Below are 12,770 nucleotides of genomic sequence, written 5' to 3'. Positions count from 1 at the left end.
GGACGAATGCCAGACGCTTGCGGGACGAACGCCAGCCCGCTCCGCGCCTCCCCTCCCCCTTGTGGGGAGGGGATGGGGGTGGGGGCCTCGACGCCGGGAAGGCTCACAGAAAACTCCGCCCCGGCCCCTGCGACGGCACGCCGAGATGGGCCGCGACCGAGGCGGCAACGTCGACAAAGCCGACATGCCCGATCTCCTTCCGGCCGTAGCCGTGACCAATGACCGGCACACGCTCGCGCGTATGATCGTTGCCGGTCCAGGTCGGGTCATTGCCGTGATCGGCCGTGAACAGCGCAAGATCGCCGGGGCGGAGAGCCGCGAGGAAGTCGCCGACCCGGGCATCGAACCATTCCAGCGCACGGGCATAGCCCGAAACATCGCGCGGGTGGCCGAAGAGGCTGTCGAATTCAACGAAGTTGGCAAAGGTCAAGGAACCATCCTCGGCCTGACGCGCAAAATCCATCAGATGTTCGAAAAGTGAAATATCTGCGCCCTTCTTCACATCGTCGATTCCGCGCATCGAGAAGATGTCGCCGATCTTGCCGATGGCATGGACCTTGCGTCCGGCGCCCTGCACCCAGTCCAGAAGCGTCGGCGCGGGCGGCGCGATCGCATAATCGTGGCGGTTGGTGGTGCGCCTGAAATTGCCGGGGCTGCCCACGAACGGCCGGGCAATCACACGCCCCACCTTCATCGCATGCAGGCGCGGCGCGATGTCCTCGCACAACTTCAGAAGTCGGTCGAGCCCGAAGGTCTCCTCATGGCAGGCGATCTGAAAGACACTGTCGGCGGAGGTATAGCAGATCGGCCAGCCGGTCCGGATATGTTCGGCGCAATGCGCCTCGATGATCGGCACGCCGGACGCATGGCAATTGCCAAGCGTGCCCCCTGCCCCGCACAGCCGCGCGACCTCGTCCATCAGACCCTGCGGGAAAGCGGGCTGGGTGTCGGGGAAATAGTGCCAGTCCCACGGCACCGGCACACCCGCCAGTTCCCAATGGCCCGAGGGCGTATCCTTGCCCTTCGACAGTTCGGTCGCGGCCCCCCAAAGGCCCTGCGGGCTGTGGCGCAGGCCCGGCATCGCCTCGCCCGACGCCAAAGCCACGGCTGCCGACAGGCCCATCCGGTCGAGGTTCGGCATGTGCAAGGGGCCGCTGCGCCCCTCTTCCGCCCGGCCCGCCGCGCAGGCCTGAGCGATATGGGCGAGCGTATTGGCGCCGGTATCCGGCACCTTGCCGTTGAAGAAGGCGCCCGCGTCCGGCGCGCCGCCCGCACCGACGGAATCCATCACGATCAGGAAGGCGCGTCCCATCAGGCGATCCTTTCGATGATCAGCTCCGGCTCGTCCGGCGCCTCGGGCGCGATCCGGTAGGCGGCGAGCACTTCGGCCACCGCGCGTTCCGCATCTGCGTCCGACGCTGCGTGAACCAAGGCGAAGGCCTCACCCGCCGCCACCGGCTCGCCGATGGGCGCAAGGTCCGACAGCCCGACCGCCGGATTGATCCGGTCGCCGCCCCTGAGCCGCCCACCACCAAGATGAACCACGGCATGGCCAAGCGCCTCGCCATTGATGCTGGCGATGAACCCGCCCTCAGGCGCCTTCACCTCGCGCACCACAGGCGCGGCGGGCAGACGGTCAGGATAATGGTCAACGAAGTCATGCGGTCCGCCTAGCGCCGCGACCATCTCGCCGAAGATCTCGGCTGCTCGGCCCGAGTCCAGCGCCTCGGCGATCTGATCCTCGCCTTCCAGCGCATCTTCGGCCAGACCTGCAAGCACCAAGGCCTCGCCGCCAAGTGCCACGGTCGTGTCCCACAAGGGCTGGCTGATCGCCTGGCCGGTCAGCGTTTCCATCACCTCGATCACCTCGAGCGCATTGCCCGCCGCCGCCGCCAGGGGCTGCGACATGTCGGTGATCAGCGCCGCCGTCTTGCAGCCCGCACCATTGGCCGTATCGACGAGCGAACGGGCCAGCGCCCGCGCGCGGTCGAGCGTCTTCATGAAGGCGCCGGAGCCGACTTTCACATCCAGAACAAGGGCTTCCAGTCCTGCCGCCAGTTTCTTCGAGAGGATCGAGGCGGTGATCAGGTCGATACTCTCGACCGTCCCCGTCACGTCGCGGATCGCGTAAAGCCGCCGGTCGGCGGGCGCGATATCGGCGTTCGCCCCGACGATCGCGCAACCGACCTCATGCAATATGCGGGTCAGTGCCTCGCCGGATTGATCGACCTTGTAGCCGGGGATCGCCTCTAGCTTGTCGAGCGTGCCGCCGGTATGGCCAAGGCCGCGGCCCGAGATCATCGGCACATAGGCACCGCAGGCAGCAAGCGCGGGCGCGAGCAGCAGCGAGGTCACATCGCCGATGCCTCCGGTCGAGTGTTTGTCGACGACAGGCCCGGGCATATCCCAGTGCAGAACCTGGCCGCTGTCGCGCATGGCGAGCGTCCAGCCGACGCGTTCCTCGACCGGCAGGCCGTTGAGGAAAACGGCCATGGCGAAGGCCCCGGCCTGCGCATCGGTGACTTCGCCCGAGGCGAGCCCGTCCGCAAACCAGCGCGCCGCATCGGCGGGCAGGCCGCCGCCGTCGCGCACACGTGCGATGATCTGGCGCGCGTCCATCTCAGGCCCTTTCCATATGGCTGGCATCGAACGATCCGGGCAGAAGTGCGCCGATGGTCGTCGCCAGTCTGGCACCATCTGTAGTGGCCAAGGTGACGGCCACGTCGCCCGCGCCAAACTCCGCAAGCTTCTGGCGGCAACCGCCGCAGGGCGGCACCGGCGCGGGGCTGTCGGCGATGACCGCGACCTCGGTCAGCCGCTTTTCGCCGGCCGCGACCATGGCGGCGATGGCGCCCGCCTCGGCGCAGGTGCCTTCCGGATAGGCGACATTCTCGACATTGCAGCCGAGATAGACCTTGCCGGACGCCGCGCGCACCGCCGCGCCGACCTTGAAGCGGCTGTAGGGGGCATGGGCATTTTCACGCACGGCACGCGCCGCCGCGACCAGTTCGTCCTCGGTCATTCCCGCCTCCCGTTTTTTGACCATCCGGTCTGACTATTCGACCGTTAGCGTGAACGCAACGGCAGCGACCGGGGGTTTTGCACCCCCGGACCCCCGCAGGATATTTGAGCCAAAGTGAAAGGGACAGGAAAAGGTCAGGCTGCGGTGGTGGAAAATGCGCCGGGCAGGGAAACTTCGAGGATTTCGATATCGTCCGTCGGATCGGCCCATTCGGTCACCATGCCGGGCGGCGTGACGAAGGCATCGCCGCGGACGAGGCGGTAGGGCTCCTTGCCCTCGCCTTTCAGGGTCATTTCGCCGCCCATGACAAAGCCGAAAAGGATGTCGCTGTCATGGCGGGTGGGCACGGGCGCGCCCTCGCCCCGGCGCACCACCTGCACGCCCGCGACGCCCTTGGTATTGGCGTTGATCGTCGTGTCTCGGCAGATGTAGCCGGGTTGGCGGAATGCGGTCCAGGCGGCGCCCTGTGCCAGATTGTGGACGAAACGCTGGCCGTCCCATTCCCGGTCGGGGCGGTCGTGGGGCGTGGGCAGTGTCATCTCATGGTCGATCTCGGTGACATGCTCGGCCGGAACCCCGATCTCGATCACCTCGATATCCTCGCCCGCCTCCATCACCCGATGGCGGATCTGCGGCGGCTGGATGAAACAGTCGCCGCGCGTCAGGCGACGCAGTCCACCCTGATCCTCGTAAAGCACATCGACCCAGCCGTTGACGCAGAAGATGAGCTGGAAGCCCACCTTGTGGTAATGCACCATGTCCGGCACCTTGCCGTCGGGCACGCGGATGTGGCTGGCGATGATCGCGCCGCCGAGGCGGGTGGGCACCAGATCGCGGTAGGCCATCCCGGCGCGGCCGATCACCCAGGGCGCCTGGTCGGCGAGGCGGCGAACGACGAAGGCATGTTCGGTGGCGGGCAGCACGAGCGGCGGGTTCAGTTCGTGCAATGTGACGATCGTGCCGCCGGGCGAGGTCAGCTCGGTCTTTCCTTCTGCAAACGTCAGATAATCGTCCGTCAGGATACGAATCTGTCCGGGCGCGGCCTTGAGATGGGCATCGAGCCTTAGGCGCAGGCCGTGGCCGGAGAGGACGACAACCGCCGGATTGTCGGCCGGGTAGATCATGTCGAGCCGGAAGCCGAGGTCCCTGGTGAAGAAGCCGAGGTCCTTCGTCAGGGCCGTCGTCGGCAAAAGCACTTCGGCGCGCATGTCGCTCATCCCTGTCTCCTCCGGGTCTGACGGCATTCTTCAAGTTCAAAATAACTTTTCAAGGAAATTCTTGTATGGCGATTGTATCTGTCGGAAAGTCGAGGAACTTGCGCGACTCTGTGAATAGTTTAATATTAAACAAATCAGGCGGGAGGCGGATTTGGACGAGACACGGCAAGACAGCGCGCGGCAGGCGGCACTTGATTATCACGAGTTTCCCAAGCCCGGCAAACTGGAGATCCGCCCGACCAAACCGATGGCCAACGGTCGTGACCTTTCCCGCGCCTACAGCCCCGGCGTGGCCGAGGCCTGTCTGGAGATCAAGGCCGATCCCGCCAGCGCCAGCCGCTATACCGCGCGCGGCAATCTGGTTGCCGTCGTCTCGAACGGCACCGCCGTGCTGGGCCTTGGCAATATCGGCGCGCTCGCCTCGAAGCCAGTGATGGAAGGCAAGGCGGTCCTTTTCAAGAAATTCGCCAATATCGACTGTTTCGACATCGAACTGAACGAACCCGACCCCGAGAAGCTGGCCGATATCGTCTGCGCGCTGGAGCCGACCTTCGGCGCGATCAACCTCGAAGACATCAAGGCGCCCGACTGTTTCATCGTCGAGAAACTGTGCCGCGAGCGGATGAACATCCCGGTCTTTCATGACGACCAGCATGGCACCGCGATCGTCGTCGGCGCGGCGGCCACCAACGCGCTGCATGTGGCGGGCAAGAAGTTCGAGGACATCAAGGTCGTCTCGACCGGCGGTGGTGCGGCCGGGATCGCCTGCCTCAACATGCTTCTGAAGCTTGGTGTGAAGCGCGAGAACGTGTGGCTCTGCGATCTGGCCGGCCTCGTCTTCAAAGGCCGGGGCGAGCAGATGACGCCGCAGAAGGAAGACTATGCGCAAGGCACGGCGACTGCGACGCTCGACCAGGTGATCGAGGGCGCGGACCTGTTCCTTGGCCTGTCCGGCCCGGGCGTGCTGACGCAGGAAATGGTGCAGAAGATGGCGCCACGCCCGATCGTCTTCGCGCTGGCAAATCCCACACCGGAAATCCTGCCCGACGAGGTGCGCGCGGTGGCGCCGGACGCGATCATCGCCACGGGGCGCAGCGATTTTCCCAATCAGGTCAACAACGTCCTCTGCTTCCCCTTCATCTTCCGCGGCGCGCTCGACGTGGGCGCGACCACGATCAACGACGAGATGGAACTGGCCTGCATCGACGGTATCGCCGCGCTTGCCCGCGCCACGACCAGCGCCGAGGCGGCGGCGGCCTACCGGGGCGAGAAGCTGACTTTCGGGCCGGACTACCTTATCCCCAAACCCTTCGATCCCCGCCTGATCGGCGTGGTGGCAAGCGCGGTCGCCAAGGCCGCGATGGAAACCGGGGTCGCGATGCGCCCCATCGCCGACCTGCCCGCCTACAAGCAGAAGCTCGACGGGTCAGTCTACAAATCGGCGCTGATCATGCGCCCGGTCTTCGAGGCCGCACGTCAGGCGGCACGGCGCATCATCTTCGCCGAAGGCGAGGATGAGCGCGTGCTGAGATGCGCCAATGCGATGCTCGAGGAGATGACCGACAGCCCGATCCTGATCGGCCGCCCCGAGGTGATCGAGCGGCGCTGCGAACGCGCGGGCCTGCCGATCCGCCCGGGCCGCGATTTCGAGATCGTGAACCCCGAAAACGACCCCCGCTACCGCGATTACTGGGAAACCTATCACGCGCTGATGGAACGGCGCGGCGTCACGCCCGACATCGCGCGCGCCGTGATGCGGACGAATACCACCGCCATCGCCGCCGTGGCCGTTCATCGCGGCGAGGCCGACAGCCTGATCTGCGGCACCTTCGGCCAGTATCTGTGGCACCTGAACTATGTGAACCAGATCCTCGGCCGGGGCGGCCTTTGCCCGCATGGCGCGCTCAGCCTTATGATCCAGGAGGATGGACCCCTCTTCGTCGGCGACACCCATGTGAATGCGGTGCCGACACCTGAGGAGATCGCCCGCGCCGCCATCGGCGCCGCGCGGCACGCCCGCCGCTTTGGGGTGACGCCGAAGGTCGCGATCTGCTCGCACTCCAACTTCGGCAATCTCGACACCGATTCCGGCCGCCGCACCCGCGGCGCGATGGACATACTGGCGGCGAAGGGCGTCGATTTCGCCCATGACGGCGAAATGTCGGTCGATGCCGCGCTCGACCCAGAACTTCGGGCGCGTATCTTCCCGAACGGGCGGTTCGAGGGTGCGGCCAACATCCTGATCTTCGCCTTCACCGATGCGGCCAATACCGCGCGCAACATCCTGAAGATGCGGGCGGGCGGGCTCGAGGTCGGGCCGATCCTGATGGGCATGGGCAACAGGGCGCATATCGTCACGCCGTCGATCACCGCGCGCGGGCTTCTGAACATGTCGGCCATCGCCGGAACGCCGGTGACCGTTTACAGTTAGGCCAGGGCGATTCTGCAGAGACGCGGCAACAATTTGCAAACCCGCCCCGCCAGACGCTCGACTTTGCGCACATGCGGAGAGTTTGCAAAAATTTGCCGTATCCGACCGGCCATTTTTGCAAATACCACCACACCGACGCCCCCTGCGACCGCTAACGCGATTGATCCGCCCCCGCCCCCTGCCCTAGGCTCCGCCCGAGCTTTGGAGGAGGCGACAGATGGCGACGGCGGGGAGTTACCGGGATATCTATGACGGCTGGCGCACGGACCCTGAAGGGTTCTGGATGGGCGCCGCCCGCGCCATCGACTGGGTGAGGCCGCCCTCGAAGGCGCTGAGCGCCGAGAAAGCGCCGCTTTACGAATGGTTCAAGGATGCCGAGGTCAACGCCTGCTGGAATGCCGTCGACCGCCATGTCGAGGCGGGCCATGGCGAACGGATTGCCATCATCCACGACAGCCCCATCACCCGCTCGGTCCGCAAGATCACCTATGCGGAACTCAGGAACCGGGTGGCGACGCTTGCCGGTGCGCTGCGCGCCAAGGGGATCGAGAAGGGCGACCGGGTCATCATCTACATGCCGATGGTGCCCGAGGCGCTGGAGGCGATGCTGGCCTGCGCGCGGCTTGGCGCCATCCATTCGGTGGTGTTCGGCGGCTTTGCCGCGAACGAACTGGCCGTGCGCATAGACGATGCCAAGCCCAAGGCGATCATCGCCGCCTCCTGCGGGCTCGAGCCGGGGCGGGTGGTCCATTACAAGCCGCTTCTCGACGCCGCCATCGACCAGGCCAGCCACAAGCCTGCCTTCTGCGTGATCCTCCAGCGCGAGCAGGAAGTGGCGAAGCTGATCGACGGGCGCGACTTTGCCTGGCATTCCTTCCAGTATGGCGTGCAGCCCGCCGAATGCGTTCCGGTCTCGGGCGACCATCCGGCCTATATCCTCTACACCTCCGGTACCACCGGCCAGCCGAAGGGCGTTGTACGTCCGACCGCAGGCCACCTCGTCGCGCTGAACTGGACGATGGGCAATATCTACAAGGTGGGCGCAGGCGATGTGTTCTGGGCGGCCTCGGACGTCGGCTGGGTCGTCGGCCACAGCTACATCTGCTATGGCCCCTTGATCGCGGGCTGCACCACCATCGTCTTCGAAGGCAAGCCGGTCGGCACCCCCGACGCGGGCACCTTCTGGCGGGTGATCCAGGACCATGGGGTGAAAAGCTTCTTCACCGCCCCCACCGCTTTCCGCGCCATCAAGCGCGAGGATCCGCAGGGCGAGCTGATCAAGGATTACGACATCTCCGGCCTCAGGGCCTTGTTCCTTGCAGGCGAACGCGCCGACCCCGATACGATCCTCTGGGCGCAAAGGCACCTCAAGGTACCGGTGATCGACCATTGGTGGCAGACCGAGACCGGCTGGGCGATTGCGGCCAACCCGATCGGGATCGAGGAATTGCCGGTCAAGATCGGCTCGCCCTCGGTGCCGATGCCCGGCTACGACGTCCAGGTGCTGGACGAGGGCGGCCATCCGGTCGCGCCCGGCACATTGGGTGCCATCGCGGTCAAGCTGCCGCTGCCCCCCGGCACGCTGCCGACCCTCTGGAACGCCGATGAACGGTTCAGGAAGAGCTACCTCGACCACTTCCCCGGATATTATGAAACCGGCGACGCGGGCTATATCGACGAGGACGGCTATCTCTATATCATGGCGCGCACCGATGACGTCATCAACGTGGCGGGCCACCGCCTGTCGACCGGCGCGATGGAGGAGGTGCTGGCAGCGCACGAAGATGTCGCCGAATGCGCGGTGATCGGGGTCGCGGACGATCTGAAGGGCCAGGCGCCCTTGGGGTTCCTCTGCCTCAACAAGGGCACGAACCGCCCGCACGGCGAGATCGTGAAGGAATGCGTGGGGCTTGTACGCGAGAAGATCGGTCCGGTCGCGGCCTTCAAGACCGCCTGCGTGGTCGACCGGCTGCCGAAGACCCGGTCGGGCAAGATCCTGCGCGGGACGATGGTGAAGATCGCCGACGGCGAGGCCTACAAGACCCCCGCGACAATCGACGATCCGGCCATCCTCGACGAGATCACCGAGGCGCTGAAGGCGCTCGGCTATCCGCGCGGCTAGGCACCGGCGGCTATCCGCACGAGAGGCCGAAGGTCACTGCCTTTCGTTGCTGCCCGAAGGTCATGGCGATTCAGACAAGTTGGCGCGGGGCGATTCGTCACGTAAAAACGTTGCATTATGCAACTTTCGCTTGAATCGCCCTTGACCCCTGGCATTCGGGTCCACGCAAGTGGCCGACATGACATCTGACCGTACCCTACTTCTGATCGAGAACACCGTCTCGCTGCAGGTGACCTATGCCTCGGTCCTGCGCCAACAGGGATACCGGGTAACGACCGCAGGAACCGCAGAGACGGGGCTTGCCCTCTTTCTCGATACCGCCCCGCAGGCCGTCATCGTCGATCTCGCCCTGCCTGACCGCGACGGGATCGAGCTGACGGCCGATCTTCTGGCGCAGCGACCGGGGCTCCCGGTCATTGTCATCACTGCGAACGGCTCTACAAGCCTCGCGGTCGAGGCGATGCGGGCAGGAGCGCATGACTTCCTGGTCAGGCCGTTCGACGAGCAGAGACTGCTCAATGCGGTCGACAATGCCATAGCCGCGGCCGAGACCGCATCTGCCGCCGCCAAGGCGGCGGACCGCACCGCGCCGTCGCCCGGCGATTTCGTCGGATCGTCGGCCGCCATGGCGCAGGTCTATGCCCGCATCCGCTCGGTTGCCCGCTCGATGGCGCCGGTCTTCATCACCGGGGAAAGCGGCACCGGCAAGGAGATGTGCGCCGAAGCGATCCACCATCTGTCAAGCCGCGCGGCGAAGCCCTTCGTCACCTTGTCCTGCGGCACGATCCCGCCGGATCAGCTGGAATCCGAACTTTTCGGCCATATGAAGGGCTCTTTCCCCGGCGCCATCGCCGAGCGGACCGGGGCTGCGGCGGCGGCCGACGGCGGCACGCTCTTTCTTGACGAGATTTGCGAGCTTGACCCCTCGGTTCAGGCGAAGCTTCTGAAATTCGTCCAGACCTCGACCATCCAGCCGGTCGGCTCGAACCGGCCGCGCAAGGTCAATGTCCGCATCATCTGCGCCACCAACCGCGATCCGGCGCAGGCGATAAGGATGGGGCAGCTCAGGCAGGACCTCTATTACCGCCTGCATGTCGTGCCGTTGCATATGCCGCCCCTGCGTGATCGCGGCGCGGATGTGATCGAGATCGCCGAACAGGCGCTTGCCCGGATGTCGAGGGAAGAAGGCCGTCGCTTCCGCAGTCTCAGCGACGAGGCGGCGGCGCTGTTCCGCTTCTATGCCTGGCCCGGCAATGTGCGCGAGCTTCTGAACGTCATCCGTCAGGTGGTGGTGATGCAGGACGGGCGCGAGGTGACGCCCGCGATGCTGCCCCCGGAACTGACCGAGGCGCCGGTCAAGCCGAACCTCGCGGGTGCGCCGCGCCCTGCCGCCAGCAAGATCGAGATCGGCGCCATCCTGGGCCGCCCGCTGGCAGAGGCCGAACGGATGATCATCGAGGCGACAATCGCCATGCACGGCGGCTCGATCACCCGTGCGGCGCGGGTATTGGAAGTGGCCCCTTCGACGCTTTACCGCAAGATCGAGGCCTGGCAGGCGAAGGCGGACGACGCCAGGGACAGCGACGAGCGCTGACAGCCTCGCTCAGATGAACTGCTCGCGCGTCAGCCGTTCTTCCAGTCCGTGACCGGGGTCGAAAAGGATGCGGTGGCGGATCGTGGCGTCGGAACTGATCTCGACGCTGAGCACATCGCGCACCGAGGACCGGCTGTCGGCGTCCGCCATCACCGGCCGCTTCGCGGCCTCGAGCACGTCGAAGCGCACCACCGCCGCCTTCGGCAGGATGGCGCCGCGCCAGCGCCTTGGCCGGAAGGCCGCCATTGCGGTCAGCGCCAGCACGTCGGACCCGATCGGCAGGATCGGGCCGTGGGCAGAATAATTGTAGGCAGTCGACCCGGCGGGCGTGGACAGGAGCGCCCCGTCGCAGACCAGCTCGTCCATCCTGACGCGGCCATCGACGCTGATCCTCAGCTTCGCCGCCTGCGGCCCGGCGCGCAAGAGCGCCACCTCGTTGATCGCCAGCGCCTCGTGCATGGCGCCATCGGCATCGACGACCCGCATGCGCAAAGGCGCGATCTCGGTTTCCTCGGCTGCCGCCAGCCGCTGCAAGAGCGCGTCTTCGGCATATTCGTTCATGAGAAAGCCGATGGTGCCGCAGTTCATGCCATAGACCGGCAGGTCGCGCGCCTCGGTCGCGTGCAGGGTCTGCAGCATGAACCCGTCGCCACCAAGGGCCACGATCACATCCGCTTCCTCGAACGCGACCGACCCATAGCGCGCGCTCAGCCGTGCCAGCGCCTCGCGCGCGGCCTCGGCCTCGCTTGCCAGAAAAGTGATACGCTGCGACCTCTTCACATCTTCCGCTCCGCTTCCACATCGGCATTGATCACCGTTGCGGACATCTGTGCAACCCCGCATTCGACAGGACCGACCGATGACATCCAGCCGCCGCGCCTTCCTGACCGGTCTTCTGGCCAGCCCCGCGCTTCTGCGGCTGCGGCCTGCATTCGCGTCGGAGGGGCGGGCGCTGGCCCTGCCCGCGATCGAGGAGGGGACGGTGACGGCGGGCGGACGCGCCTTCGATCTGCGCCTGTTGACGGGCGAGACAGAGTTTCTGGCGGGGCTGGCGACGCAAACCAACGGGATAAATGGCGCCTACCTCGGGCCGATCCTGCGGGCGCGGGCGGGCGAAGCGCTATCGCTGCGTGTCGAGAACGGGCTCGAAGAGGCATCGACGCTGCACTGGCACGGGCTGCATCTGCCGGCCGCCATGGATGGCGGACCGCACCAGCCGATCGCGCCCGGCGACAGCTGGACGGCCGAATTTCCGCTGAAGCAGAAGGCCGGGACCTTCTGGTTCCATTCGCACCGGCATGGCCGGACGGCGGCGCAGGTCTGGTCGGGGCTCGCGGGCGTGATCCGGGTCGAGGATGAGGAGGAGGGGGCACTGCCGCTGCCCCGCATGCATGGCGAGGATGACTTCACGCTGGTCCTGCAGGACCGGCGTTTCGGCGCGGACGGCGCCATGACCTACGCCCCCGACATGCACGACCTGATGGCAGGCAAGGTCGGTGACGTGATGCTGGTGAACGGCCAGGTGGGCGCGTACCTGCCCGTCGCCGCGCCGCTCGCCCGGCTGCGGATCCTGAACGGCGCCAATGGCTCGATCTACCGGCTGCATGTCGCGGGGGATGTGCCTTTCGTGCAGATCGCCTCCGACGGCGGGCTCCTCGAAGCCCCGGTCATGCTGACCGAGGCACTCGTCGCGCCGGGCGAGCGGGTGGAACTGCTGGTCGATCTGAGCGCGGGCGCGCCCCTGATGCTGCGCGCCGAGGTCTATGGCGCCGAGGCGCCCTTTGCCGGATCGAATGGCGTGCGCGACGTGATCGAGATCCGCCCCGATCGCGCGCGGCCCGCGCCGCCCGCCCTGCCCGACCGGCTGGCGGTTTTGCCGCCCGTCCCGGATGCCACCGGCGCCGCGCGGACCTTCACGCTGGGCATGACCGGCGAGGGACTGATGGGCACGCCAGTCATCGACGGCACTCCCTATGACCATGACCGCATCGACTTCACCGTCCCCCTTGGCGCGGTCGAGACCTGGGTGTTCGAGAACAGATCGCAGATGCTGCATCCGATGCATGTCCATGACGTGCAATTCCGCATCGTCTCGCGCAATGGCCAGCCGCCTGCGCCGCGCGAGGCGGGGTTGAAGGACGTGGTCCTGACCCAGCCCGGCGAAAGGGTAGAACTGCGGATGGAGTTCACCGACTATGCCGATCCGGTCAGCCCCTACATGATGCATTGCCATATCCTCGAGCACGAGGATCAGGGCATGATGAAGCAGTTCACCGTGGTCTGAGCGCCGCCTGGCCGCAAAGGGTAGCGGTAACGTTCGCCCCGTGATGCGGGAAGGTCGGAATTCGCCTTCCTCGGGCGGGGAAGCTCGGCTACAACCCGCC

9 protein-coding genes are annotated in these 12,770 nt (G+C 66.3%); 4 read left to right on the top strand and 5 right to left on the bottom strand.

The window, feature by feature from the left end:
* Positions 1–103 precede the first annotated feature (103 nt).
* The 4 genes from P0645_RS00930 to P0645_RS00915 form a co-directional block, all read right to left on the bottom strand.
* Complete coding sequence (locus P0645_RS00930) at positions 104–1,312, bottom strand: phosphopentomutase (RefSeq protein WP_284162672.1); 1,209 nt, start codon at positions 1,310–1,312, stop codon at positions 104–106.
* Complete coding sequence (locus P0645_RS00925) at positions 1,312–2,619, bottom strand: thymidine phosphorylase (protein ID WP_284162671.1); 1,308 nt, start codon at positions 2,617–2,619, stop codon at positions 1,312–1,314. Before P0645_RS00925 ends, P0645_RS00930 begins: the two co-directional genes overlap by 1 nt.
* A 1-nt stretch (position 2,620) precedes the next feature.
* Positions 2,621–3,022, bottom strand: a complete 402-nt coding sequence (locus P0645_RS00920) for a cytidine deaminase (RefSeq protein WP_284162670.1) — start codon at positions 3,020–3,022, stop codon at positions 2,621–2,623.
* A gap of 134 nt (positions 3,023–3,156) precedes the next feature.
* Positions 3,157–4,239 (bottom strand): cupin, encoded by a 1,083-nt coding sequence (locus P0645_RS00915; RefSeq protein ID WP_284162669.1) that lies wholly within the window; start codon positions 4,237–4,239, stop codon positions 3,157–3,159.
* Between the two features lie 151 nt (positions 4,240–4,390).
* Between P0645_RS00915 and P0645_RS00910 the strand changes: the two genes are divergently transcribed.
* The 3 genes from P0645_RS00910 to P0645_RS00900 all read left to right on the top strand — a co-directional run bounded on the left by P0645_RS00910 (position 4,391) and on the right by P0645_RS00900 (position 10,386).
* Complete coding sequence (locus tag P0645_RS00910) at positions 4,391–6,670, top strand: NADP-dependent malic enzyme (protein WP_284162668.1); 2,280 nt, start codon at positions 4,391–4,393, stop codon at positions 6,668–6,670.
* A 217-nt stretch (positions 6,671–6,887) separates the two neighbouring features.
* Positions 6,888–8,792 (top strand): propionate-CoA ligase PrpE, encoded by a 1,905-nt coding sequence (prpE, locus tag P0645_RS00905; RefSeq protein WP_284162667.1) that lies wholly within the window; start codon positions 6,888–6,890, stop codon positions 8,790–8,792.
* Between the two features lie 178 nt (positions 8,793–8,970).
* Entirely contained in the window at positions 8,971–10,386 is a 1,416-nt protein-coding gene (locus P0645_RS00900; RefSeq protein WP_284162665.1) for a sigma-54-dependent transcriptional regulator, read from the top strand.
* A 9-nt stretch (positions 10,387–10,395) separates the two neighbouring features.
* Here P0645_RS00900 and P0645_RS00895 read toward each other — a convergent pair whose 3' ends face one another.
* Entirely contained in the window at positions 10,396–11,166 is a 771-nt protein-coding gene (locus P0645_RS00895) for an NAD kinase (protein WP_284162664.1), read from the bottom strand.
* A 79-nt stretch (positions 11,167–11,245) separates the two neighbouring features.
* On the opposite strand from P0645_RS00895, the gene P0645_RS00890 reads away from it, so the two are divergent.
* A complete protein-coding gene (locus P0645_RS00890) occupies positions 11,246–12,670 on the top strand; it encodes a multicopper oxidase family protein (protein WP_284162663.1) in 1,425 nt (474 codons plus the stop codon).
* Positions 12,671–12,770: the final 100 nt, after the last annotated feature.

Source organism: Frigidibacter sp. SD6-1 (assembly GCF_030143255.1).
Taxonomy (GTDB): Bacteria; Pseudomonadota; Alphaproteobacteria; order Rhodobacterales; family Rhodobacteraceae; genus TMP-24.
This window is presented reverse-complemented; position numbering and strand designations above follow the sequence as displayed.